21 protein-coding genes are annotated in these 25581 nt (G+C 56.9%); 12 read left to right on the forward strand and 9 right to left on the reverse strand.

Annotation, left to right across the window (positions count from 1 at the left end; genetic code table 11):
- Positions 1 to 133: 133 nt before the first annotated feature.
- Together KOL70_RS19070 and KOL70_RS19075 are read right to left on the reverse strand one after the other, a co-directional pair.
- Complete coding sequence (locus tag KOL70_RS19070; RefSeq protein ID WP_215481426.1) at positions 134 to 3667, reverse strand: autotransporter outer membrane beta-barrel domain-containing protein; 3534 nt, start codon at positions 3665 to 3667, stop codon at positions 134 to 136.
- A gap of 18 nt (positions 3668 to 3685) precedes the next feature.
- Positions 3686 to 4024, reverse strand: a complete 339-nt coding sequence (locus KOL70_RS19075; protein WP_215481355.1) for a hypothetical protein — start codon at positions 4022 to 4024, stop codon at positions 3686 to 3688.
- 459 nt (positions 4025 to 4483) lie between these two features.
- Here KOL70_RS19075 and KOL70_RS19080 point away from each other — a divergent pair, with 459 nt between their 5' ends.
- Together KOL70_RS19080 and KOL70_RS19085 are read left to right on the forward strand one after the other, a co-directional pair.
- Positions 4484 to 5107, forward strand: a complete 624-nt coding sequence (locus KOL70_RS19080) for a response regulator (RefSeq protein WP_021509472.1) — start codon at positions 4484 to 4486, stop codon at positions 5105 to 5107.
- A complete protein-coding gene (locus KOL70_RS19085; RefSeq protein ID WP_215481356.1) occupies positions 5107 to 8613 on the forward strand; it encodes a response regulator in 3507 nt (1168 codons plus the stop codon). Before KOL70_RS19080 ends, KOL70_RS19085 begins: the two co-directional genes overlap by 1 nt.
- A 9-nt stretch (positions 8614 to 8622) precedes the next feature.
- Here the strand turns inward: KOL70_RS19085 and KOL70_RS19090 are convergent, their stop codons facing one another.
- Complete coding sequence (locus KOL70_RS19090) at positions 8623 to 9207, reverse strand: TetR/AcrR family transcriptional regulator (RefSeq protein WP_021509474.1); 585 nt, start codon at positions 9205 to 9207, stop codon at positions 8623 to 8625.
- 173 nt (positions 9208 to 9380) lie between these two features.
- On the opposite strand from KOL70_RS19090, the gene KOL70_RS19095 reads away from it, so the two are divergent.
- Together KOL70_RS19095 and KOL70_RS19100 are read left to right on the forward strand one after the other, a co-directional pair.
- Positions 9381 to 9827, forward strand: a complete 447-nt coding sequence (locus KOL70_RS19095) for a hypothetical protein (RefSeq protein WP_058770132.1) — start codon at positions 9381 to 9383, stop codon at positions 9825 to 9827.
- Between the two features lie 5 nt (positions 9828 to 9832).
- Positions 9833 to 10369: an RNA polymerase sigma factor gene (locus KOL70_RS19100; protein WP_150360242.1), complete on the forward strand. Its 537-nt coding sequence runs from the start codon at positions 9833 to 9835 to the stop codon at positions 10367 to 10369.
- 42 nt (positions 10370 to 10411) lie between these two features.
- Here the strand turns inward: KOL70_RS19100 and KOL70_RS19105 are convergent, their stop codons facing one another.
- The gene (locus KOL70_RS19105) at positions 10412 to 11431 is read right to left on the reverse strand and encodes an MBL fold metallo-hydrolase (RefSeq protein ID WP_215481357.1); all 1020 of its coding nucleotides are present in this window, start codon (positions 11429 to 11431) and stop codon (positions 10412 to 10414) included.
- Between the two features lie 214 nt (positions 11432 to 11645).
- Here KOL70_RS19105 and KOL70_RS19110 point away from each other — a divergent pair, with 214 nt between their 5' ends.
- The 5 genes from KOL70_RS19110 to KOL70_RS19130 all read left to right on the forward strand — a co-directional run bounded on the left by KOL70_RS19110 (position 11646) and on the right by KOL70_RS19130 (position 16932).
- A complete protein-coding gene (locus tag KOL70_RS19110; RefSeq protein ID WP_058781439.1) occupies positions 11646 to 11987 on the forward strand; it encodes a gamma-glutamylcyclotransferase family protein in 342 nt (113 codons plus the stop codon).
- A 48-nt stretch (positions 11988 to 12035) separates the two neighbouring features.
- Positions 12036 to 12839 carry an MBL fold metallo-hydrolase gene (locus tag KOL70_RS19115; protein WP_215481358.1) on the forward strand — a complete coding sequence of 268 codons (804 nt, stop codon included), beginning with the start codon at positions 12036 to 12038 and terminating at the stop codon, positions 12837 to 12839.
- A gap of 114 nt (positions 12840 to 12953) precedes the next feature.
- On the forward strand, positions 12954 to 13754 hold the full coding sequence (locus KOL70_RS19120) for a MetQ/NlpA family ABC transporter substrate-binding protein (protein ID WP_215481359.1): 801 nt from the start codon (positions 12954 to 12956) through the stop codon (positions 13752 to 13754).
- A 709-nt stretch (positions 13755 to 14463) separates the two neighbouring features.
- Positions 14464 to 16332, forward strand: coding sequence for a low affinity potassium transporter Kup (kup, locus tag KOL70_RS19125; protein WP_058770127.1), 1869 nt, complete (start codon positions 14464 to 14466; stop codon positions 16330 to 16332).
- A 294-nt stretch (positions 16333 to 16626) separates the two neighbouring features.
- Complete coding sequence (locus tag KOL70_RS19130) at positions 16627 to 16932, forward strand: DUF1471 domain-containing protein (RefSeq protein ID WP_021509483.1); 306 nt, start codon at positions 16627 to 16629, stop codon at positions 16930 to 16932.
- A gap of 24 nt (positions 16933 to 16956) precedes the next feature.
- Here KOL70_RS19130 and KOL70_RS19135 read toward each other — a convergent pair whose 3' ends face one another.
- From KOL70_RS19135 to leuC, 4 genes are read right to left on the reverse strand one after another with little or no spacing between them, the layout of a single operon-like run.
- Positions 16957 to 17919, reverse strand: a complete 963-nt coding sequence (locus KOL70_RS19135) for a LysR family transcriptional regulator (protein ID WP_215481360.1) — start codon at positions 17917 to 17919, stop codon at positions 16957 to 16959.
- A gap of 30 nt (positions 17920 to 17949) precedes the next feature.
- On the reverse strand, positions 17950 to 18864 hold the full coding sequence (locus KOL70_RS19140) for an alpha/beta fold hydrolase (protein ID WP_166719237.1): 915 nt from the start codon (positions 18862 to 18864) through the stop codon (positions 17950 to 17952).
- Positions 18861 to 19484, reverse strand: coding sequence for a 3-isopropylmalate dehydratase small subunit (leuD, locus tag KOL70_RS19145; protein ID WP_058775054.1), 624 nt, complete (start codon positions 19482 to 19484; stop codon positions 18861 to 18863). The genes KOL70_RS19140 and leuD overlap by 4 nt, the downstream gene beginning before the upstream one ends.
- Before the next feature lies 1 nt (position 19485).
- A complete protein-coding gene (leuC, locus tag KOL70_RS19150; RefSeq protein WP_215481427.1) occupies positions 19486 to 20907 on the reverse strand; it encodes a 3-isopropylmalate dehydratase large subunit in 1422 nt (473 codons plus the stop codon).
- Between the two features lie 367 nt (positions 20908 to 21274).
- On the opposite strand from leuC, the gene mqo reads away from it, so the two are divergent.
- From mqo to KOL70_RS19165, 3 genes are all read left to right on the forward strand, one after another.
- A complete protein-coding gene (gene mqo, locus KOL70_RS19155) occupies positions 21275 to 22921 on the forward strand; it encodes a malate dehydrogenase (quinone) (protein ID WP_021509488.1) in 1647 nt (548 codons plus the stop codon).
- Between the two features lie 199 nt (positions 22922 to 23120).
- A complete protein-coding gene (locus KOL70_RS19160; protein WP_104187249.1) occupies positions 23121 to 23384 on the forward strand; it encodes a hypothetical protein in 264 nt (87 codons plus the stop codon).
- Positions 23381 to 24142: a Fic family protein gene (locus KOL70_RS19165; RefSeq protein ID WP_215481361.1), complete on the forward strand. Its 762-nt coding sequence runs from the start codon at positions 23381 to 23383 to the stop codon at positions 24140 to 24142. The genes KOL70_RS19160 and KOL70_RS19165 overlap by 4 nt, the downstream gene beginning before the upstream one ends.
- 109 nt (positions 24143 to 24251) lie before the next feature.
- Here the strand turns inward: KOL70_RS19165 and KOL70_RS19170 are convergent, their stop codons facing one another.
- Positions 24252 to 25502: an NAD(P)/FAD-dependent oxidoreductase gene (locus KOL70_RS19170; protein ID WP_058775056.1), complete on the reverse strand. Its 1251-nt coding sequence runs from the start codon at positions 25500 to 25502 to the stop codon at positions 24252 to 24254.
- Positions 25503 to 25581 lie beyond the last annotated feature (79 nt).

Below are 25581 nucleotides of genomic sequence, written 5' to 3' on the forward strand. Positions count from 1 at the left end.
ACAAAAAGTAAGTCGCCGCGCTATGTTCCAGATCAATTAATTCTGTGTTAACACGTCAGGTGAGCAGTAAACAAAAGCGGAGAACGCGGGCGGGCTAAAAAAAAACGGCCCCCGTTGCGGGAGCCGTTGTTCATCAGAAGCTGACCTTCACGCCGGCGATGGCGCTGGTGTCGCTGTAGCTATGGCTGCTCAGCTGCTGCGCTACGCCGCCCCACAGGTTGACGTTGGCGTTCAGCGTGGCATCGACGCCCAGCTTCAGCTCACCGGCGTTACGCGTGCCGGCCTGATGGATGGTAACGCCGTTCATTGAGGTGCCCAGCGCGCGGGTGTTGTGCACCCAGCTGGCCTCGACGTACGGCTCCACGCTGCGCCCCTGCTCCAGCGCAGAGCGCAGCGAGGCGCGCACGCCGACGTGACTCTGCAGGTTATCTTCACCGGTGCCGCGCACGCGGGTGCCATTGCCTTCCGTCAGGTCATCGCCCTTCACGCCCTGCCAGTTCAGCATCGCCTGCGGACGCAGCCAGAAGCCGGTCGACTCGGAGAGCGTCGCCACTTCGGCGCTGTAGCCGCCGGCGAGCGACGCCAGGATGCCCTTCGACTTGTAGGACTCCTCGCCGACGTCCTCGCCCTTGATGCTGTTGTCGAACCAGCTGTAGCTCAGCGTGCTGTCGATAAATGCGCCGCTGCGCTCGGCCGCGTTCTGCTGCCAGGTGCCGTAAATGCCCAGGTTGTAGCCGTGCACCTGGCCGCGCGACTGATAGCCGCTCACCGCCGAGCGCGATTTGCTCTGCGCGTTGCCGTAGCCGGCCATCGCGCCGAGGCGCAGGCTGTCGGTGCCGGTCAGCGTGCCGCTCGCCAGGTCGCCGCCCAGCTGGATGGCGTAGCGGTTGGTGTCGGTTTTCAGCTGGCCGCTGCTGTCTTTCTGATGGTTGTGGCCGCCGCTGTTGCGCAGCCACAGGCGGGTGTGCTGCTGCCGGCCGTTCGCGTCCGTGTACTGCGTGACGCCCGGGCGGTCGTCCATGCTGGTGGCGAACAGCGTGTTGGCCGCCGCGAGGTTGGCGCTGTAGCTCGCCGCTTCCGGGCGCACGATCATATTGTGCTGCCCCACCGGCGGCGCGATGATGTCACCGCCGGTGCCTTCGCCCGGTGCGGTCACCGGATCGGTGTTAACCGGATCGGTTTCGCTGCCGTTTTTGTCGCTCACCAGATACCAGCCGTGCTGATCCGCGCCTTTTACCAGGTTGTAGTCATAGGCACCGGCGACAATACGCCCTTTCTGACGGAATTCGCCGTTGGTCGCGCCGTCCACCTGAATCAGTTGCAGGCCCTGAATGGTCTGCGCGCCGCTGCCGCCGGCGTTGTTCACCACCACGTCGGTGTTGCCGTTGACGTCACCCAGCACGTGCAGCCGGTCGGTGGCCGAGGTGTCGCCGCCCAGCGCCGCATTCATCACCAGCGTGGCGTTGTCCGCCGTGTAGTTGCCGTTGACGGTCAGCACCGTGAAGTTCGCGTTGTTGTGCGCCACGTTGATCACGCTGTTACTGGCCGTCAGCGCATCCACGCTGCTGTTATCCATGATGTTCCACTGGCTGCTGTCGCTGAGCGTCAGCGTCTGCAGGCCGGATGACGCGCCGGTCCACGCCGAGCTGCCGCTCAGGTTGATCTGGCTGTCGGCGGTCTGGCTGCGGTCGATGTCCACGTCACCGACGAACAGCGAGTGGTTGCTGCCGTTCAGCACCACCGAGCCGGCGGTCGAACCTTCTGCTGTGTTATAGCCGGTTTTCAGCAGCGTGCTGCCGCTCAGCAGCGAGTTGTCGGCGTCGATATTCATATCGGTGCCGGTCAGCACGTTGACGGCGGTGCCGTCAGTGGCGGTGATGGTGGTATTCGCAAGCTTAATGTCCGCCAGCGTGGCCTGTCGTCTGGAAAGAATGCCGGTGGCATTTTCGCCGGATACATTGATATCTGAATCGCTCAGGGAAAGAGTATTCCGTGCATCAGGATAATATAAATTCGTCATATTTATTGCAGCATTAAACCCTTCAGAGTCCGTGCCACTTTTTTGAATTGTAATATTATTACCGCTGAAAGTACTGCCATCCTGGACCTGAATGCCAAAACCCCCGCTGCGCGCCTGCACGTTAACATTATCGCTGTTTAATGTAGCGCCATAACCCACTGCCAAAGCAGCATTACTGGCGTCAGTGATGATTTCAACATTTTTGAGGTTGGTCGTGCTGTTATACTTCCCCAGTGCTGCGTTTCCGGCATTCTGCCCCATGTGAATGTGACTGTCGGACAGGTTCAGCACTGTGCCTGTTCCCGATGCGTAAGTGCCTGAGCCGTCGCCCGTAATCTCAATCGCGGTGTTTGTGGCATTAAGCGTCGATTTTCCGTCCGCCTGCAGGCCATTAGCTTCTGCGCCACTGACAATAAACGAACTGTTGTCCACATTCAGTACAGAGCCTTCGCCAATAACGTAGCCGCCGTGCGCATTTTTGCTAGCGGTGTTGACTATCACGTTGCCGACGTTAAGAGTTGAATTAGTTCTGGCATATAAGCCATATGCACCTTGTCCGCCAGTCGTCACTTCTCCACCCGTGAAAGTCAGTGCAGTGCCGGCACTTTCGGACACTACGCCATAGGCCTTATCACCACTGGTAGTGACCTGCACATTACTGGCATCCAACGTTGAAGCACCACTGGCATACAGACCAAATGCACTGGCTCCGGCGGTTGTAACCTTGCTGTTATCCAGATTCACTTTCGTACCGGCATTGCTGGCAGTTACGCCATTCGACTGGTCACCGCTGGTGTTCACCTGCACGCCGCTGGCGCTGAGTTTGCCGCCGGAACCCGCCGCCAGACCGTAGGCTTTAGTGCCGCTGGTGGTGACGCTGCCGCCTTGCAGAGTGACTTCCGTGCGGGCCAGGTTGCTAAAAACACCCGATGAATCGTTACCCTGGGTAATAACGGTCACATCGCTGGCATTAAGTCTGCCGCCGGAACCCGCCACCAGACCATAAGCTTTAGTGCCACTGGTGGTGACGCTGCCGCCTGTGATATCGATCAGCGAACCCGCAGCGCGCGAATAAACCCCGTAGGCACTGTCGCCGTGAGTGACATAGTCGGTGTCAGTGCTGTTAATGATACCGGCCGAAGAAGCGTAAGCGCCGTAGGCGGTTTTTCCGGTGGTTTCTACACGGGTGCCATCAAGTTTTAATGCGCCGGTCAGGCTGGCGACCACGCCGTAGCCGCCATCGCCCGTGGTTTGCACGCTGCCGCGCGTCATCTCAATCGCAGAAGACGCAAGGGTGGAGAATACACCGTAGCCGTTATTGCCATCATTGAGCACGATGACATCCGTGGCGCTGGCCTTAGCGCCGCTCTCAACCAGCAACCCGTAATGATCGTTGCCCGTCGCCTGTAGCGTCTGGTTGCTGAGATTCAGGGTTTGTTCCGGTCCTGTTGCAGTCGCGCCATTATCTGCCAGCGCCGCCGGTGAACCAGCCAGCAGCAGCGCTGAACCCAGCGCGCCGATAATCAGGGATGATTTATTTGTCGCTGCACCAGAGCAGGAAGACTTCACTTTGCCGCGCGCCAGTTCCGAGGCCACGACATAACATTGCTGGGCATAATTCCAGATAACACGATAATTTTTGTTCATGCTTTTTCCTGATTCTGATTATGTCGAACCCGGACGGATACGACGTAACGGTTTAAACGGCGGCGATGCGATAAGAATTTTCTCCTCCACCTGATGCCGCAAAATAATTAAAGCTACGGGATTGGGCTGAATTCTAACGTTGAGACAGGCCTTAACCTCTTTAAGACCTGTCTCAAAACTAATCGCCACAAAAATAAAAACCATCAGGTTACGCTGTAGGCTGAGGACTACAGGTTTACTCACCTTGAAATTTAAATAATTCAAAAACAATGCATCAGCGCAACCTGAGTGCGCAGAGAATAAACGCCGCATCTCCCTTTGCAACCCGCAATGCAGCGTGGTTAATTCAGCGTTCATTCATTTACCCGAATTACTGCACGTCCGGTTTATCACCTAAATACAACAACAACGACCAATTCATTTATCAAATAATTCATCTGGCGCAGATTTCATAACCTACCCATAACATCAACCATTTAAAAATTTACTGTAAATTGCTGTTATTAAGACGATAATCTTTTCGCACTCTGTTGCCATGTTAAGTTTCTAAAAACTTACGAACCTTTAATCTTCAGCACTTAAGTTTAATAAATTCGCGCCGTTTATCCTTAGTGAATAATCTTTATGCTAAGCAGAAAAGTCGCAGGCGAGATTTTATCGTTGTAAATAAGACAGCCAGTAATCAGCTGTAAGCTATGGACTACATTTAAAAATAAATGCCCATGTACAGAATGATCTTGAGTTGATTAAGATGACATTATATAAGTGTGCTTTTGAACGAGCGTACTCAGTTTAATTAAGAGAAAGGCAGTGCGTATGGCTAACTTTGTTATTGTTGATGATCATCCCATTGTGCGCGTGGCGATAAGACTGGTGCTGGAAAATGCCGGGCATCGTGTTTCAGCAGAGGCTGTTGATGGCGACAATATATTTAGCCTGATCAAAGAGAATGGCGCCGATGCGGCAATTATTGATATAGATCTGCCCGGCATTGATGGTATTGAAGCGGTCAGGAATCTTCGCACCGCGGGCTCATTAATTCCGGTGATTGTGATGAGCGGGAAAAACGCGGAATTTTACGCCTATAAGAGTAAAAAAGCCGGTGCCAATGGTTTTATCAGTAAAAAGAACAATCTGAACGACCTGGCACAAGCCGTTGACGCGGTGCTGTCCGGCTATGGTTTTTTCCCGCTGCGCCTGAGTCACCAGGCGGAGGGCGATCAACTGGTGCAGGACAGCGACAAATTGCTGCTGCTGTCGCATCGCGAATATGAAGTGCTGCGCTACCTCGGTGAAGGCACCGAGATTGTCAAAATTGCCAACCGCATGAAGCTCAGCAATAAAACGGTCAGTACCTATAAAGCCAGACTGATGGAAAAGTTATCGCTGAAAAATCAAAAGGATTTACTCGATTTCACCCGCCGGAACCAGATTAACTGATGCGACTTTTTTTCCTGTGCGCGCTGTGCTGCGCGCTGCTGCTGGTCGCCCCACTGCGCGCGGCGGTGCAGCAGCTTAACTATCAGCCCAACGATTTGCCGGCGATGCCCGCGCCGATGCTCAATGACGCCGACTGGCACTGGCTGGGGCAAAAGCGCGACAGCGTGATTGGCATCTACGGGCCGGATCGGCCACCGATGCTGCGCACCAATCCTGAGGGCAGAGTGTTTGGCTACATTCCCGATGCGGCTTACGCTGCGCTGCACAGCCTGGGTATCAGTTTTCGCGTCAAACATTACGACACCGCGCCCGAAGCCTTTGCCGCGCTGGCGCGCGAAGAGCTGGATATGATATTTGTGCCGGCCGGTGAGGCGGTTCCGGCGCATGTTAACGACACTATCAGCGTAACCGCGCTGAAAGCCAGCCCGGTGCGGGTGGTGCGCAGCAGCAGTAACCCACTGGCCGGTCAGGAGTTTTTACCTGGTCCGGCGATAACCTCCCCCTACAGCCAGCTGCCGCAGGTCGCGATGGGCACCCTGCCCTATGCCGATGTGCCGGCGGTGGAAGCCTATTACCTGATTGAACGCAACTATCTGAATACGCTAACCATTGATCACATTCTGCCCGATCTCAGTTCGCCGTATCGCTTTGTGGTCAACAGTAAAGAACACGTGCTGGCGCGGGCGATGCGCATTGCGTTTGACGCCCTGCAGCGCCACGCGGCCGGTGAGATCATTGCCGCACGCTGGGATATCGCCAACATCACGCGCTTTGTCACCACGCCGCTGGCGCTGACGCCCACCGAGCAGGCCTGGCTGCAGACGCATAACCAAATCAACATGGCGGTCACGGACCTGGTGGCACCGTTCTTTATCAAAAACGCGCAAGGCGAAATCACCGGCATCGTGCCGGAGTTGCTCAACCTGATTGAAATGCGCACCGGGCTAAGCTTCAACTTTGTTGAGATCAGCGACAGTCGCGATCTGACCGCGCGGATGAAACGCGGCGATGTCACGATTGCCGCACCGCTGATCTGGAGCCAGCAGCGCAGCCGTGACTTTTTGATGACCACACCATTTATGTTCACGCCGGAAGTGCTGGTGACCAACACCGCCGCGCAGGATGCGCCGCCAAAGCGCGCCGCGCTGGTGCGCGAGCAGGATGCCTCCCACTGGTTCCTGAAAAAATATCCTGATGTGTCAGTCGATTATGTTGGCAATCCCAGCCTGGCGATGCAGTGGGTGGCGGATGGGCAAACCGACGCCACCATTAATACGCTAGTGGGCGCGCGCTATCTCTCTGAAGGTCTGTATCCCGGCAAACTGCGCTTAACTGAGCTGAAACCGGCGCAGGAAGCGGCTATCGCCTTTGGCGTCAGCCGCAGCGAGCCGGAACTGCAGGACATCATGAACAAAGCGCTGGCCGCCATTCCGGCTGGCATGATGACCGATGTATTAACCCACTGGCAGGCCACGCCCGCCGCGCATTTCGACACCTGGAAGCTGTACCGCAAAGAGTTTTATGTCGGCGCGCTGGGCGCAGCCACCATCATCGCCGTCACCTTTGTCTGGGCGGTGCTGCTGATGCGGCAGGTTAAACGGACGCGCCGCACCAAAGCGCTGCTGCGCCAGGAAATTCAGCTGCGCGATCGCCTGATCAATGGTCCGCCGCGGCCGTTTTATGTGGCCTCGCTGGATGGGATGATCGTGCACACCAATCCGGCGTTTACCCAGTTTTTCACCCCGGAAGAACAAACCCATCTGGGCTATTCGCTGTATGACTGTCGCCATCCGCTCTATCACGTGTGGCAGCAGATCGACAAAAACATCCAGCCCGGCGACATTCCGGAAGAGGCGGAATTTGTTATTGATGACGGGCGGCAGAAGCGCCATATCCGTCACTGGATGACCTCGTACACCGGCGATGAAGTCGGCAGCGGCGGGCTGATTTGCGGCTGGCAGGACGTCACCGACTACCTGCAATTGCTGGAAGATCTTTCGCTGGCGCGCGAAGCCACCGAGCTGGCCAGCCAGAGCAAAAGCGACTTCCTCGCCACCATGAGCCATGAAATTCGCACGCCGCTCAGTGCGGTGATTGGCCTGCTGGAACTGCAGACGCAGGAAGGCCGCGCCGATACCGAACTGATTCGCGTGGCGCACGAAGCGGCGGTCAGCCTGATGGATATCGTCGGCGACATTCTCGATATGGCGAAAATTGAGTCGGGACGCATGACGCTGCAGCCGCAGTGGGTCAGCCTGCATGCGCTGGTGCGTCCGGTGATCTGTGCCTTCGACGGCCTGGCGCGGCAAAAAGGCATCAACCTGAACCTGATGCTGCCGGTCGGCGATGACGATCTGTTTTGCGATGCCAGTCGCGTACGCCAGGTGCTGTCTAACCTGGTGGGTAACGCCGTCAAGTTCACCGATCAGGGTGAAGTGAAGGTTACGGTGGGTCTGACGCCGCTGGAGAGCCATACCGAGCTGCGGATCCAGGTGGCCGATACCGGACGCGGCATCGATAAAGCAGCGCAAAATGCGCTTTTCCGCCCGTTCGAACAGGCCGGCCTGTCGGATAACGCCGGCACCGGGCTGGGCCTGTTTATCTGCCAGGAGATCACCCGCCTGATGGGCGGCAGCATTTCTCTGGAGAGCGAACCCGGCGTCGGCACCGTGCTCAACGTCGCCGTGCCGGTCAGCGTGCGTGATATCGCTACCCCGCTGCCGTCTCCGGTCGCGGAACCGTTGCCCGCTGCGCCGCAGGTCGCGCTGAATGTGCTGATCATTGACGATCATCCGGCCAACCGCCTGCTGATTTCGCGTCAGCTGACGCTGTTAGGTCATAGTTTCCGCGAAGCGAACAACGGTGAAGAAGGCCTGGCGCAGTGGCAGCAGCAGAAGCCAGACGTGATCATTACCGATTGCAATATGCCGGTGATGAACGGTCTGGATATGACGCGCAACATCCGCCGGGAAGATAAGCACACCTATATCATCGGCATTACCGCCAACGCGCAGCAGTCGGAGCGTCAGCGCTGCCTCGAAGCGGGCATGAACGAGTGCGTATTCCGGCCGGTTAAGCTGGCGCAGTTAACCACAATTCTGAGCCAGATTCACAGCGCCAGCGCGCTGTCGGTCGGTGATGATTTTTCTGACTGGGTGGATATTGCCGAAATCGAGAAATATATGCCCAACAGCCCCGGCGCGATCGCGGATTTTCTCGACATCGTGATTAATGAAGCACGCACCGATCTGACGCAGGCGATTGACGTGGTACAAAGCGGCAATCTCGCGACTGCCGCCAGCCTGTTTCATCGCATCACCGGATCGCTGCGCGTCACCGGCATCCGTCAGCTGACGGAGCAGTGCGAGATGCTGGAAGAGCTGGCGGAAATGCAGGAAGACCGGGAAATTATCCTGCTGCATTTGCGGGAAGCGCTGACGCTGGTGGACAGGATGGAAGCTTCGTTGCGAAATCAAACCACACCCACCCAGGCTGGCGCGCACTGAGGCGCGCCGTCAGGCGGTTTTGATCAGCTTATGCAGCAGCGGATGAGTAATCTGCTCAAACATCCCGGCGTTATTAAATGCCCGCGCCGCCAGCATCGCGCCGTGCACGCTGGCCATCAGCGTTTTGGCTTCGTTTTCAGCGCTGTCGCTGAGCTGGAAAACGCCGCTGGCGGCGCCTTTACTCAGCTGGCGCGCTAACCAGCCGGAGAGATCGCTGAAGTGGCCGCTGACTTCCGTGGCGACATCCGGCGGCAGCGTGGGCATTTCCGCCGCCAGCATTGCGCAGATGCAGAAAGGCGAAGTCCCCTCTTTAATGCAGTGCGCCCAGTAATCGACGTAGGCTTTCACTTCGTTCAGCGGATCGTTGATCTGTTCATCCATCGCCTGCATGCCCGCCTGCGCCTCAGCACGATATTCCTCCACCACCGCTTTCACCAAATCGGCTTTGCCGGGAAAATGGTGGTGAATGCTGGCCTTGCGGATATCCACCTGGGCGGCAATATCGGCATAGCTAAAGCTTTTATAACCGCCGGCGGTGAGCAACTGGCGGGTGCAGGCCATGATTTCGCGGGCTTTAGAGGAACGGGCAGTCATAACGCAATCCGGTAGAACAACAGAGATCGGTCAACCTACTGGCAGGCAGGGAAGAAGTCAAGCCAGCGGCCTGACGCGCAGCGCGCACTTTTTTCATTTTTTCAGCAATATTTTCGTCGCTGATTCGTCTACCTCATCACCAACCCTGTTTATTACCGTAATGAGGAACCCCAATGAGAGATTTTGACAGACATCAGCATTCACGTGGTCACCGCTTTGGTCATCACCGCATGGCGAAACCGCTGCTGCTCGGCGTGGTGCTGTTTGCGGCCCTTGGCCTGCTGGTGATGTCGCTGTGGAATGCGCTGCTGCCGGAACTGACCGGCGTAAAAAGTATTGGCTTCTGGCAGGCGCTGGGACTGCTGGTGCTGTGTCGCATCCTGTTCGGCGGGCTGGGCTTCCATCCCGGTATGTTTGGCATGGCGCGTCGCCGCATGCATGAGCGCTGGATGCAGATGACGCCGGAGCAGCGCGAAGCCTTTATGCAGCAGCGGCGCGAGCGGTTTGGCGGCCGTGGCCATCATGGCGGACGCTGTGACTGGCACGATCGCCGCAGCCAGCGTGACGATCCGCGCCCGCCCGCGGACGATGCGCCCGCCAAATCCCCGGATGCAGAGTAAGCGGCATGGCGCAGGATTCGCGGCTGCTGGCGGCCCTCGCCGCCTGCCGCACTAAGCTCAGCGCCTTTATTCGCGGCCGCAGCGAGCGGCACGATGAGGCCGAAGATATCCTGCAGGAGATCAGCTGGAAACTGCTGCAGGTGGAACAGCCGGTGGAGAACGTCAGCGCCTGGCTGTTTCGCGCCGCGCGCAACGAGATCACCGATCGATCACGAAAAAAACGCGAGCTCTCGCTGTTTAACGCCGCCGGAGACGAGGATTTTCCCGAGGATGAAATTGCCGAAACGCTGTTTGGCGTGGCGCAGACGCCGGAGGATGAGTATCTGAAGACGCTGCTGTGGGAAGAGCTGGACGATGCGCTCGCGGAACTGCCTGCTGCGCAGCGCGAGGTATTTGAAAAGACCGAGCTGCTCGGCTTCAGCTATCAGGATCTGGCCGCCGAAAGCGGCGACAGCGTGCAGGCGCTGCTGTCGCGCAAACATAAAGCGGTTCTGTTTCTGCGCACCCGGCTGCGCAGTCTGTACGACGAACTCACGGCCTGACCTACTCGACCCGATAGCCAAACGGCCATCGGGTTGCGTGCTTTACCACCAGGCCGCGGTGGGCTGCGGCTGTAACAGATCAATGCCCTCGCCCAGCATCGGCAGACAAAGTGCAACCTGATGCTCCGCCGCCAGCTGGACGATTTGGGTAAACGGCTCGTCCCAGCGGTGAAAAGCTAAATCAAAAGCCGCGTTGTGAATCGGAAACAGCCAGCGTGCGTTGAGGTCCTGAAACGCGCGCAGCGTGTCCTGCGGCGGCATATGAATGTCGGCCCAGCGCGCATCGTAAGCGCCATTTTCCAGAAACGCCGCATCAAACGGACCGTATTTCCGGCCAATCGCTTTGAAACCGTCGAAGTAACCGGAGTCACCGCCAAAAAACAGGCGGAACTGGTCAGAAATCAGCGTCCACGAACACCACAACCGTTTGTTGCTGTCGAACAAGCCACGTCCGGAAAAGTGCTGCGACGGCGTCGCGACAAAGTGGATGCCGCCGATATCCCGCGCCTGCCACCAGTCGAGCTGGGTGACTTTCTCCGGCGCAACGCCCCACTTAATCAGCAAATCGCCGACGCCGAGCGGCGTGAGAAAGTGCTTCACCCGATCTTTCAGCTGCATGATGGTGTGGTAATCGAGATGATCGTAATGGTCGTGCGACAAAATAATGCCTTCGATCGGCGGCAGATCGGCCACGGCAATCGGCGCTGGCTGAAAGCGCTTTGGTCCCAGTCGTTTAAAGGGCGACGCGCGCTCGGCGAACACCGGATCGGTCAGCCAGAACTGGCCATTGAGCTTCAGCAACAGCGAAGAGTGGCCGAGGCGAAAGACGCTGTTGGGCGCGGCCTGTGCCAGCGCGGCGGCCGTGATGGGCTGCACCGGCAGCGCGGCCGGCGGCTGGGTATCTTTCGGTTTATTGAACAGGAAATCCCACAGCATTTTGCGGTAGTCGCCAAAGCTCAGCGACTGACGCGGCTGGACATTGCGAAACTTTTTGCCATCAAACTGGGCGGAGTGCGGATACTCCCTGATTGCACCCCGGCAGAGGCTGGAACCCTTCAACATAGCGCGGATACCTCGAAAAAGAGAAAGCTGGCTGGCAGCAGCGGTAAACATCTGCGGCTACGTTAACCGTTTTATGCCGCGCGCGTCCTCACATTACGAGCCATCGCACCACCAGTAACGCAGAATTTCACTGCCGGCGCGGCCTTTCCCTGGCGGATGACAGGGCGGCAGCAGGCAGGTAAAGTAACGCTTTTGCATGATTTTACGAGGGAAAATGAACACGCTTTTCGTTTACGGCACGCTGCAGCCGGGCCAGTGCAATGCGCATATCCTGGAAAACATCGGCGGTGAGTGGCTGGCAGGGACGGTCGCCGGCACTTACTATGCCAACGGCTGGGGCGCGGCGGCCGATTTTCCCGGCATCGTACTGGATGAGCACGGCGCGCGCGTGCCGGGTTATCTGTTCATCTCGGATCGGCTGGCGCTGCACTGGCCGATGCTGGATGAGTTTGAGGATGGTTACGACCGGGTGCCGGTCGAGGTCACTACGTCCGACGGCCAGCAGCGGACGGCGTGGATTTATCAGCTGCAGCCACAGCAGGACACCGCGCGCTAACCTCGCACCTTGCCTACACTGATCCTCACCGGACTGTGAGGAGAAGCCATGATCACCATTTGTACCGCCTGCGGCACGTCTTATCAGCAGCAGCAACCTGCCCTTACGCAGTGTCGCATTTGTCAGGATGAACGCCAGTTTGTGCCGCCCGGCGGGCAGCAGTGGATCGATCAGTCTGCGCTGCGCGCCTCGCATCAAAACCAGTGGCAACAGCTGGAGTCCGGGCTGCTCAGCCTGCAAACCGTACCGGATTTTGCCATCAACCAGCGCGCCTTAGTGCTGCAAACGCCGCACGGCAATATCCTGTGGGATTGCATCGCGCATCTGGATGACGCCACCGTCACGCTGCTGCGTGCGCTCGGCGGCCTGCACGCCATCGCCATCTCCCATCCCCACTATTACAGCACCATGCAGGACTGGGCCGACGCCTTCGACGCGCCGGTGTATTTGCACGCCAGCGACAGCGAGTGGATCATGCGCCCATCGCCCCGTCTGCAGCCCTGGCACGGCGACAGCTGTGATCTGCTGCCGGGCGTGCGGCTGTTACGTCTCGGCGGCCACTTTGCCGGCGGCACGGTGCTGCACTGGGCGCACGACGGTGGCGTGCTGCTGAGCGGCGATATTTTGCAGGTAACGCCCGGTGCCAGTGCGGTTTCGTTTATGTGGAGCTATCCCAATATGTTACCGCTGGCCGGCGCCACGGTGACGGCCATGCTGCAGCGGTTGCAGGGCGTGACGTTTACGCGCCTGTACGGCGCGTTTGCCGGCCGCGAAATTCTCGCGCGTGCCGATGAGGCGGTGCAGCAGTCGGGCCGCCGCTATCTGGCCTGTCTGCAACATCCACAGCCGTAGCGCTTACACAGCCGCGCTGGATAAATACCAGGCGATCGCACCGCACACGGATGTACAGACGTCTGGACGTATACTATAGTCGGTTTCCTGCAAACATAAGGAAACCTGCAAACAATGAAAAAAACATGGCTTACCGCCCTGCTGGCGGCCTCTGTCACCCTGCTCAGCGCCTGTGACAACCACAACGACAACAAAATTAAAGTGGCGATCAATACCGGACCGGATGAGGCGCTGTGGCAGACCGTGAAGCAGGTGGCACACGATAAATATCAGCTCGATGTTGATGTGGTGGCGTTTAACGATTACGTGCAGCCGAACGAAGCGCTATTCAATAAAGATGTGGACGCCAACGCGTTCCAGAGCCTGCCTTATCTGGAGATGCAGTCCAAAGAGCGCGGATATAAATTTGCCGTCGTGACCAATACCTTCGTATTCCCGATTGCCGGTTATTCACGCAAGATTAAATCACTGCAGGATCTGCCGGATGGCGCTACCGTGACCGTGTCTAACGAAGCGACCACTCTGGGGCGTAGCCTGCTGCTGTTGCAGGCGCAGGGCCTGCTGAAGGTGAAACCTGAAGCCGGTCTGCTGCCGACCACGCTGGACATTACCGACAACCCGAAAAAGCTGAAGATTGTGGAAGTGGATACGCCACAGCTGGCGCGTACGCTGGACGATCCGCAGGTTTATCTGTCGATCATTAATAATAACTTTGCCGCGCTGGTGAATTTATCCGCCTCGCGTGACGGGATGTTTATGGAAGGCAAAGCGTCGCCGTACGTGAATGCGATTGTGGCGCGCGAAGATAATAAAGACAGCCCGAACGTGCAGAAGCTGAAAGAAGCGTTCCAGTCCCAGCCGGTGCTGGATAAAACCAACGAGATTTATAAAGGCGATATTATCAAGGGTTGGTAAGGATTACCTGCCTGTTGATGCAGGCAGGAACAGGATTACCGCACCCATCGTAGCGGCGCAATTTATTGCGCATTCGGGCAGTTGTGCGGTGTTTCACTCAGCGCGATAAATCGCGCCGCTACAATGTGTGCAGGATGGTGGTGCCGAAATACAATGCCGCACGGATCGTAGCGGCGCAATTCATTGCGCATTCCGGCAACTGTGAAGTGTTTAACTCAGCGCGATAAATCGCGCCGCTACAATGTGTGCAGGATGGTGGTGCCGAAATACAATGCCGCACGGATCGTAGCGGCGCAATTCATTGCGCATTCCGGCAACTGTGAAGTGTTTAACTTAGCGCGATAAATCGCGCCGCTACATATTGTGCGGTCAGAGGGTACGGACATAATTTTTGGTACAAAGTCTTAGCATCGCTATTTCCTGTATTTTTAATCATCTCGCTATCTGCGCTCCCCCATCCCATTTTCTGCCAGCCAGCCCGCTTCTGCTGCTGTCTGAATCGTCTACACTTCAGGTTGAAAAAGCCGCAGCGGTGTAAAAATGGCGTAAAAATTTGGCCGATTGGTATAAAAATCGCGTACAAAAAAACGCCAACCCCTACCGATTACGCCGCTGAAACGCTATCTTCGCCAGCATAAAAGTGGGTGATTGCGACACGCCAGTGCGGTTGATGGCGCTCGCCCTTTCTCCCTGAAAAAACAGGAAATGTATGAGTCAATCAGAGAAACAGTCTCTGCCTGCTGGCATGCTGGCCGCCGCCGGCATCGTGTTTGGTGATATCGGTACCAGCCCGCTGTATACCCTGAAAGAGTGTCTGTCGATTTTGCCGGACGGCGCGCCGTCGGCGCTGGCGGTGATGGGCTTTCTGTCGCTGATCTTCTGGGCGCTGACGCTCATCGTCACGCTGAAATATGTCTGCTTCGTGATGCGCGCCGACCACGACGGCGAAGGCGGCATACTCACCCTGATGTCGCTGGCACGCCGCAACGTTGGCCGCAAAGCCGGTCATATCATCGTGCTGGCCGGTCTGATTGGTGGCGCATTTTTCTACGGTGATGGCGTGATCACCCCAGCCATCTCGGTGCTGTCGGCGATTGAAGGCATTCAGGTAGTCTCGCCCGGGCTGGAAAAATACGTGGTGCCGCTGGCGCTCACCATTCTCGCACTGCTGTTCATTATCCAGAAACACGGCACGGAAAAGGTCAGCCGGGTGTTTGGCCCGGTGATGTTTGTCTGGTTTGTGGCCATCGGCGCACTTGGCATACGCGGTATTCTGCTCAACCCGGAAGTGCTGCACGCGCTCAGTCCGTCCTATGCGCTGACCTTCCTGCTAAGCCACAAAGCGCTCTCGCTCGCGGCGATGGGCATGGTGGTGCTGGCGGTGACCGGCGCGGAAGCGCTGTATGCCGACATGGGCCACCTGGGCAAAGCGCCGATTCGTCTCGCCTGGCTGGTGATTGCCATGCCGGCGCTGATACTGAATTACTTCGGCCAGGGCGCGCTGGTGATCGCCGATGCGCAGGCGCTGAACAATCCGTTCTTTAATCTGGCTCCCGGCTGGGCGCAGATTCCGCTGATTGTACTGTCAACGCTGGCCACGGTCATCGCGGCGCAGGCGGTGATTTCCGGCGTCTATACCCTGACGCATCAGGCCATTCGCCAGGGCTTTTTACCGCCGATGCGCATCATTTTTACCTCGCATACTGAGTCCGGGCAGATTTACATTCCGGTGGTCAACTGGCTGCTGTTTACCGCCGTGATGCTGATTGTGCTGGCTTTCCGTCAGTCGTCGGCGTTGTCCTCGGCGTACGGCATCGTGGTGACCGGCACCATGGTGATCACCGCCTGTCTGGCGGGCGTGGTGGCGCTGCGTAACTGGCGCTGGCCGCTGCCGCTGGCGCTGTTGTTCCTGCTGTGTATGCTGGTGGTCGACGTGCCGCTGTTCATCGCCAACCTGATGAAGCTGCTGTCCGGCGGCTGGGTGCCGGTGCTGCTGGCGCTGACCATGATGGGATTGATGCTGATCTGGAGCAGCGAGCGTAACCGCCTGATTCGCCGCTTGAATAACGATCAGGATGGGTTGCTGGCGCTGGTGAAATCGCTGGAGAGCAATCCGCCGAACCGCGTAGAGGGCACCGCCATCTTCCTCGCGCGCAAGGAGTTTGAAATTCCCCAGGCACTGTTGCACAACCTCAAGCATAACCGCGTGCTGCACCGCCGCGTGGTGCTGTTGCATATCCGCACCACCGACACGCCGCGCGTCTATAACCAGCAGCGCATCAGCATTACGCAATTATCGCCGTCGTTCTGGCAGGTCACTGCCGCTTACGGCTGGCGTGAAGTGCCGTCGATGGCCGAGATTCTGCATCTGTGCGGACTGGAAGGTTTTGGCTGCACGGTGAATGAAGCGTCATTTTTTACCGCACACGATACGCTGGTGATGAAAAAACGCCGCGGTCTGGCGCGGGTGCGCGGCGGGATTTTTCACTTCTGCCAGCGCAACGCGCTGCGCGCCCATGAGCAATTTCATATTCCGCCCAACCGGGTGATAGAACTGGGCGGCCAGCGCGAGTTTTAAGCCGCAGGGCCACGGATGGCCGGATTTACCTGCACACAATGCAGCGACTTTTTTAATGGCAAATGTAAGCAGATGAAAAAATATTAGCGAAACATTACCGGAGTTGTGGCGGAACTTTTCTTAACATCTGATTAGCAATTAAAGCTAAAACGCATAACCTCAAAAGGTGTTTATTAACCCTACCGGCATGATGATTCACCGTGCGCTTTGCCGGAATGTATAAACCAATAAACAACGATCTCAGGATCGGTTAATTCACTTCCGGCTCTGTTGTTATTTTTGAGGAGTAAGACCATGAAAGCGTTAATTAACGATGTGATTTCCATTTTTACGCCGCAAAATGTTAAACCGGTTTTAATTCGCGCCGATTTGACGCACCGCGAATTATCCTCAATCCATCCGGCGGGTGTGACCTCCGTAAGCTGGGCCACGTCAATGGAAGAGTTAACAGACGCCATCGTGAAAAAAGCCCAGGCGGCCGGAGCCGTCGGTTATCATATTACCGACGTTGAATCGCATGAGCCGGGCCACGACGGCCAGCACGTGATGGCTGCCACCGCCACGCTGTATCACATCAATGACAAGGTGGCTTACGGCTGATGCTCGGATTAACACGTTTTTCTGTTATGGCCTGCCCGTCATTTCCGGCAGGCTTTTTTCATTAAAATAGGCGGCGAGAAAATCGAGAAAAACTTTAATACGCTGCGATTCTGCGGCGCGTTGCGTATACACCGCCCAGATATTGGCTTCCTGATACCACTGCGGTAATACCGCCACCAGCTCGCCCGTCGCCAGATACGGCGCCACATCCCACGCTGAACGCAGCGCAATACCATGCCCCTGCAACGCCCAGTGCAGAATCACCTTGCCGCTATTGGAAGAGTAATGGCTGTTCAGGCGACACAATACCTGCTGCTCGCCATTGGTCAATGCCCAGTTTCCAAATGAATTATCGCGTTCATTAATGATCAGACAGCTGTGATGAATTAACGCATCCAGCGAGGCTGGCATACCGGCGCGGGATAAATACGCCGGCGCGGCACATAAAATGCGCCGGTTGGCAATCAGCCGACGGGCAATATAGGAAGGATTGAGATCGTCGCCAACGCAGATTTCCACATCCGTGCCGCTCTGTAGCAGGTCGAATGCCCGATCGCTTAGCATCAGTTTAATATTCAGCGACGGATGCTGGTGAATAAATGCCGAAACCGCATCCGATAAATAGTCCTGACCGAAACCAAACGAGCAGCCGACGGTTATTTCCCCGTTCAGCTCGCCGCGCCACTGACGGAAATTATTAAGAAAGCCATCCATTTCCTGCACTACCTGCAGCGCGCCCTCGAGCGCTTTTTCACCTTCCGGCGTCAGGCGCATCACGCGGTTAGTGCGGAAAAACAGCCGCGTCTCCAGCTGTTTTTCCAGAATGGCGATGCGTTTACTGATGTAAGACGGTGACTGACCCAGCTCAATCGCCGCGCGGCCGAAACCGTCATGCCGCGCCACGCTGATAAACACGTACAGATCTTCAATCGACGGCCAACCCTGTAACGGCTTCTGATAACTTTTTCCGGCAAGCAGTATTTTCATAACAGCACATGGTGAGTGAACGCCACGTGGTTATAACACAGATCCCAGGAAGCGCTGAAGCGAGTGCAGAAACCGCTCTGGCACCTCTTCCTGCGGTGAATGGCCGCACGGTAACGCCTCGCCCTGCACCTGCAGCGCCTTGTCCTGCCAGGTGTGCACCACATCATACAGCTGACCGACCGTGCCCTTTTCGCCCCACAGCAGTAACAGCGGACAGGCAATGCGCCGGTCGCTGTCAGCGGCATCGTGTTGCAAATCGATGCTGGCGGCGGCGCGATAATCTTCACACACTGCGTGGATCATCGCCGGATCCCGATAGCAGCGCAGATAATCTTCGAATATCGCCGCTTCGGTCGCACCCGGCGTTTTCAGCTGGCCATCAATGTGTTTACGCAAAAAGAACGCCGGATCGTGACCAATCATGGTCTCCGGCAGCGGGTGCGGCTGAATCAGGAAGAACCACCAGAAATAGCGCGTGGCGAACGCCTGATCGGTCAGCGCGTACATGGTGGCAGTGGGTGCGATATCGACAAACACGCAGCAGCTGACTTTCTCCGGGTGATCGAGCGCCAGCCGGTGCCCGACGCGCCCGCCGCGATCGTGGCCGACAAACGCCACGCGCTGCAGGCCGAGCGCGTCGATCAGCTGGCTGATATCCTGCGCCATGCTGCGTTTAGCATACGGCAGATGTTCAGCATCACTGGCGGGCTTGTCGCTGTCACCGTAGCCGCGCAAATCCGGCAGGATCACCTGATAATGCTGCGCCAGCTGTGGTGCGATTTTACGCCAGGCCAGATGATTTTGCGGATGGCCGTGCAGCATCAGCAAAGGCGTGCCTTTGCCGCCGCTGGCCACGCGTAGCGTAACGCCATTATCCAGCGTCACATCCTGCAGGGTAAAACCGGCGATAAACGGCGACGGGCCGCGGTCGATAATCTCACTCATGGTTGCTCCCTGGTGCGCTGCAGCCACGGACGCTGCGCAAAGTGCTGCGCTTCAAACTGGCTGATATCCGCTTCATATTGCAGCGTCCAGTCCACCGCACTGCCGCCACCGATCAGCATCTCGCGCTTCAGGGCACTCACCGTAAAGTGAATCACTTCATCCGCGAACTGAATGGTTTGCTGCTCCAGCGACACGCTGATAGTGTTGCGCTGCGCATCGGCGGCCACCGCGCTCAGACGCTGGTAATCCGCCTCGCTCAGGCTCAGCGTCAGCACGCCGTTACGCTGGCAGTTGTCGTCAAAAATGCCGGCGAAGCTGGTGCCGATAATCGCGCGGATGCCCAGCTGATTCAGCCCCCACACCGCATGTTCGCGGCTGGAGCCGCAGCCAAAATTGGCGCCAACCAGCAAAAACGTCGCGTTCTGCCAGCCCGGCTGATTAAGGATGAAATCAGGGTTTGGCGCACCGTCGGCCAGAAAGCGCAGGTCAAAGAACACGCCGCGGTCCAGCCCCTGCCGGTCAATGCCTTTGAGAAACTGCTTGGGCATAATCACGTCGGTATCGATGTTAGCAGCCGGCAGCGGTGCCAGCTTGCCGGTGATGGTAGTGAAAGCTTGCATATTAAACCCCGGATTGCAGATAGTGACGAACATCAACCAGATGGCCCGCCAGCGCAGCGGCGGCGACCATCGCCGGACTCATTAAGTGAGTACGCGCGCCCGCGCCCTGACGGCCGGCAAAGTTACGATTGGTGCCCGATGCGCAGCGATCGCCCGGTGCCAGCACATCCTCGTTCATCGCCAGACACATCGAACAGCCCGACTGACGCCACTCGAAGCCGGCGTCGATAAAGATCGCCGCCAGCCCTTCCGCCTCCGCCTGCTGCCGAACCTGGGTTGAGCCCGGCACGATGATGCCGCGCACGTGCGGCGCGATTTTGCGGGTACCAATCACCGCTGCCGCAGCGCGCAAATCTTCAATGCGCCCATTGGTGCAGGAGCCGATAAACGCGTGGGTGATGGCAATATCGGCCAGCGGCGTGCCGGCCTGCAGCCCCATGTAGTGCAGTGCATTTTTCATCGCCTGCTGTTTCACCAAATCGGGTTCGTCTGCCGGATTAGGCACGTGGCCGCTAATGGCGCAGGCCTGATCCGGGCTGATGCCCCAGGTGACCTTCGGTTCCAGATCGCTGCAATCAATGGTCAGTTGCCGGTCAAATACCGCATCATCATCGCTGCGCAACATGCGCCACTCGGCCAGCGCCTGCTGCCACAGCTCACCCACCGGCATTTGCGGTTTGCCGGCAATGTAAGCGTAGACCTTGTCATCCGGCGCGATAATCGCTCCGCGCGCACCGGCTTCCACCGCCATGTTACACAGCGTCATACGCCCTTCCATGCTCAGCGCATCGATCGCGCTGCCGGTAAACTCAATCGCATATCCCGTAGCGCCGGATGCGCCAATCTGTTCGATCAACGCCAGCACGATGTCTTTGGCGGCGCAGCCAAACGGCAGCTCGCCGGTAACTTCAACGCGCATGGTTTTCAGCGTGCGATAAATCAATGTCTGTGTCGCCAGCAGGTGCTCGATTTCCGAGGTGCCGATGCCAAACCCCAGCGCGCCAAACGCCCCATAAGTAGTGGTATGGCTGTCGCCGGCGGCAATCACCATCCCCGGCATCACCAGCCCCTGCTCGTGCGCCACCACATGTTCAATGCCCTGTCGCGGGTCGAGCACGTCAAACAGCTCGATGCCAAAGTGCTCCGCATTTTTGCGGAAGTAATCGACCTGCAGCTGGCCGCCTGCGTCAGTCATCGCCGCATCGCGCATCGGCCGCGTCGGGTTCACATGGTCGACGTTGAGTAGAATGGTGGCCGGATGGCGCACGCGCCGCGACCGGTCGCGCAGACCGCTAAACGCCTGCGGGCTGGTGTATTCATTGAGGATTGACCGGTCGATATAGAGCAGCACGTGCCCCTCATCGTCCAGGTGACGTACCACATGCTGTTCGATCAGCTTTTCATACAGGGTTTTGCCCGCCATGCTCATGTCCACGCGAAAGTTAAACAAGTCATCAGAGACCTTAGGGTAAACCCATTCGGCGTCAGATCATCAACACGCTCCGTGCAGTGATAGTGCATGATTTGTCATCGCTGCAGCGGATTTAATTTGACCTAAGTCGTGCCCGTCGTTATAAATAATAACCGCGCTCCGTTAGCGGATATATTGTTGCTTTTTCCCGCATTGCTGCTGTATTCCTGCCGTTTATTTCGCCACCCCGCTTTTATGAAAGTTAATTAATTGCCATCAATAGTTAATTAACTAAAAACAAGTTAATCTTTTCGTAACAATCTTTTAATTTGCCAACCGAATTTTTAACGTTCATCTGCAAAGAATAAACAGGACTGGCATGACTCAGACCAAAAAACTTGTGTCCGCGCTTTCGCTGACGGCACTGCTTGTCTCTTCAGCGGTTCACGCTGAGAACGCACCAGAAAAAACCGACGTGCTGCTGATTGGCGGCGGTATCATGAGCGCCTCGCTCGGTACCTGGCTGCAGGAGCTGCAACCGGGCTGGAAACAACTGATGGTTGAGCGTCTCGACGGCGTCGCGCTGGAATCCTCCAACGGCTGGAATAACGCCGGTACTGGCCACTCTGCCAACATGGAGCTGAACTACACGCCAGAGCGTGCAGACGGTTCCATCGATGTGAGCAAAGCGCTGGAAATCAATGAATCGTTCATGATTACCCGCCAGTTCCTGACCAGCCAGGTACAGCGTGGCGTGCTGCACGATCCGCGTTCGTTCATCAACTCCACCCCGCACATGAGCTTTGTCTGGGGCGACAAAAATGTCGAATACCTGACCAAACGCTATGCGGCGCTGCAGAAAACCACCCTGTTCCAGGGCATGAAGTTCTCTACCGATCACAAGCAGATCGAGCAGTGGGCACCGCTGGTGATGGAAGGTCGCGATCCGAATCAGAAAGTGGCCGCCACCTGGACGCCGGTGGGTACCGATGTGAACTACGGTGAAATTACCCGTCAGCTGATCGGCAGCCTGCAGAAAGATCAGAACTTCAAGCTGGAAACTTCCTCTGAAGTCACCGATTTCAAACGCAACAGCGACAACTCCTGGCACGTCACCATCAAAGACGTGAAGAGCGGCGCAAACCGTGAAGTGGATGCGAAATACGTATTCATCGGCGCGGGCGGTGCGGCGATCAAGCTGCTGCAAAAAACCGGTATTCCTGAAGCCGATAACTACGGCGGTTTCCCGGTGGGCGGTTCGTTCCTGATGACCGAAAACCCTGAAATCACCAGCCGTCACCTGCAGAAAGTGTATGGTCAGGCTTCCGTAGGCGCACCGCCAATGTCGGTACCGCACATCGATGCCCGTAACCTCGACGGTAAAAAAGTGGTGCTGTTTGGGCCGTTCGCCACGTTCTCGACCAAATACCTGAAAAACGGTTCGCTGTTCGATCTGCTGAGCGCTACCACCACCAGCAACTTCATGCCGATGACGCACGTGGGCATCGATAACTTTGACCTGGTGAAATACCTGATTGGTCAGGTGATGCTGAACGATGACGACCGCTTTGCCGCGCTGAAAGAGTACTACCCGAACGCGCGTAAAGAGGACTGGAAACTGATTCAGGCCGGCCAGCGTGTGCAGATCATCAAGAAAGATGCTGAGAAAGGCGGCGTGCTGAAGCTGGGTACCGAAATCGTGACCGACCAGCAGAAAACCGTGGCGGCCCTGCTGGGTGCTTCACCGGGTGCATCTACCGCGGCACCGATCACCCTGAACGTGATGCAGAAGCTGTTCCCACAGCAGTTCGCGTCACCGGAGTGGCAGCAGAAGATCCGCGCTATCGTGCCAAGCTTCGGCCAGAAGCTGAACGGCAACACCGCGCTGACCCAGCAGGTATGGGATAACACCGCATCCGTGCTGCAGCTGACCAAACCGCCAGTGATTAACATGGACGATCAGCAGTCGGCACCTGCGCAGGCCAAACCGCGCGAAGAGTCCGCGAAGCAGGATATGGCGCTGTAATAGGCCATCGCTGAGTCAATCGAACCGATGCCGGTGCGCGAGCAATCGCCCATCGGCATGTTTTTATCTGGAATCTGATGATTGCTATGTCAGACTTCACCAGTGTTACCGCTGAGAGATGCCCTGTGGTTCAGCGACTCTTCCCACTGACTTTGACGATGCAGCGTGCTAAAATTGAACTTCTGACGGGAGATTAATTATGAGCAGAAATGCATCTCTGAGTATTGCCAGCCAGATCCAGAATTTAGCGAAGGCTAACCATATCACCGCAGAGCGTGACGGTGTCAGCCTGATGGCTGCTGCGATTACTCATCTGGCAGGCGACAGAGTAGAACTGGATTACGTTGAACAATTGCTGGTTAATCTCAAAAGAAAAGGTGTACTGACTAAAGCAGAAACGCTGAAGCTTCAGGGTTCTTATCTGCAGGAAAAACGTGAGCACAAGCAGAACTTCAGCGCATGACGTTTGATCCTTTCAGCGATTTTTCTACTTCTGGCTACCTGAGAAACGCGTTGGGGCTTAAAGATGCGGATGAGGTAAAAAAAGCTGAGCATCTGGCCTTTGAATCGAGCGTCGAAGATGCGCTTCATTTCCTGGCACTTCAACCTGCAATCACTTACAGCACTTTTTTGTCAGTTCATAAAATTCTGTTTTCTGACTTTTATCCCTGGGCGGGTAAAGATCGCAACGAGTTAGTTCCTCATCTTGCTGTTTTTAAAGGCATGCCAGAAGATGCTCATTTTACCATGTTTGAGCAGCCCCACTCGATTCAGTTCGCCGTTGATTATGCTCTGCGCCTTGCCAGCGACTCATCGCGGTTCAGAAAAAAACCGGGTGAGGTTATGGGACAACTGGCTTTTGCCCATCCTTTTCTGGATGGTAATGGTCGAACGTTGCTGTTGCTATTTATGGAAATGACCTACCGTGCTGGCTTTGCCATTGAATGGGCAAAAACCAAAAAAGATGCGTATCTTAGCGCACTCAGCGCTGAGATTCGTGAACCCGCTAAAGGCCATCTGGATAACTATTTACTCCCCTGCGTTGTTGATATTGCCAGTCGAAGCGAATGGCCGGCAATGATTAGTGGCATAAAAGGGTTGGACGGTTTAGATAAAGAAGACATTTACTACGGTGCGGTTGATGATCCTGATATCAAAGCGCTCTATCAAAGCTATACGTCATCTTCCCGATTGCCTCATCCACCTGCAGAATCAGAATAAATACGATTCAGTCGCTATAGCGGGTCGCTATTAATAGCGACCCTACATGATACAATTTAAGGGTGAACTTTCTTCGTAGGGTGCGCATTCATGCGCACCTGGAAAATAATTACGACTTCACGTAATCCGAATAGGCATTTTGCAGCGCGATGTGGTCGGCAATATATTTCGCATCGTGCCACACGCCATAAATAAACGACGACGCCCGGTTGACCAGATTGGGCAGGCCAAGGAAATAAATACCGCGCTCGGCAGAAATACCGCGCTTGTGGAATGGCAGGCCCTGTTCATCAAACGCATCCACCTGCAGCCAGCTGAAATCAAATTTAAACCCGGTAGCCCAGATAATGGTGCTGATGCCCGCCGCCTGCACGTCCAACTGCATCAGCGGATTTAACAGGCAGTCCGGATCCGGCAACAGCTCCCACGCCTGCGGCTCGGCCGGTAAATCCAGCCCGTTGCGCTCAATGTACGCATCCGCATCGCGCAGCACCTCGAAATAGGCTCTGTCACCTTCGGCGATATTCTCTGCCAGCCCCGGCGCAAAGCGCAGCACGCCGTTATCCCAGCGCTCGGTGATGCCGACCAGCGTAATGCCCATATGGGCCAGCCGGCGGAAATCCACGGTTTTACCGCCTTCATAGCCGCTGACGGCAAAGGCCACGTGCTGTTTCTTCGGCTTGATTTTCACTTCGTCCCACAGCCCCAGCGCGCCAAGCCACCAGCAGTAATCACGGTCGCGATAGGCGCGTGGCGGGCGGTAGTGCTCACCGACCGACAGAAACACCTCGCGGCCGGCCTGACGCAGCTCCTCGGCAATCTGGGTGCCGGACGCACCCGCACCCACCACCAGCACCGCACCGGGCGCCAGCTGCTGTGGATTCTTATACGCCGATGAGTGGATCTGCTGCGGCACCGCGCCTTCAGGCACGATGGCCGGGAACGCGGGCTTCTGAAACGGGCCGGTGGCAGCCACCACATTGTCCGCGTCGAATTCTCCCACCGACGTCACCACCCGGAAGCCGCTGCGTCCGGGCAGCCGCGTCACCTGCTGTACTTCAACCCCGGTGCGCACCGGCGCGTTGAGCATCTTTGCGTAATCCTCGAAATACTGCGCCATGCGCTCTTTCGGCGGAAACGCCTCCGGCGAAATGTTATCAAACTTCAGCGAAGGAAAGCGGTCGTGCCACGCCGGGCCGTTGGCCACCAGCGAGTCCCAGCGTTCGGAGCGCCAGCGCTCGGCAATGCGGCTGCGCTCCAGCACCACGTGCGGGATCTGCATCTGCGCCAGATGTTCGCTCATGGCGATACCCGCCTGGCCCGCTCCGACGATCACGGTATTGATTTTTTCTACTGACATAGGTCATCCCCGAATAGTTGGCATGCCACCAGCGCGGCGCAAATATTGCGCCGCTGGCGATTAACACCAGGTTGTCATG

The organism is Pantoea sp. B270, assembly GCF_018726825.1.
In the GTDB taxonomy this organism is placed as follows: domain Bacteria; phylum Pseudomonadota; class Gammaproteobacteria; order Enterobacterales; family Enterobacteriaceae; genus Pantoea; species Pantoea dispersa.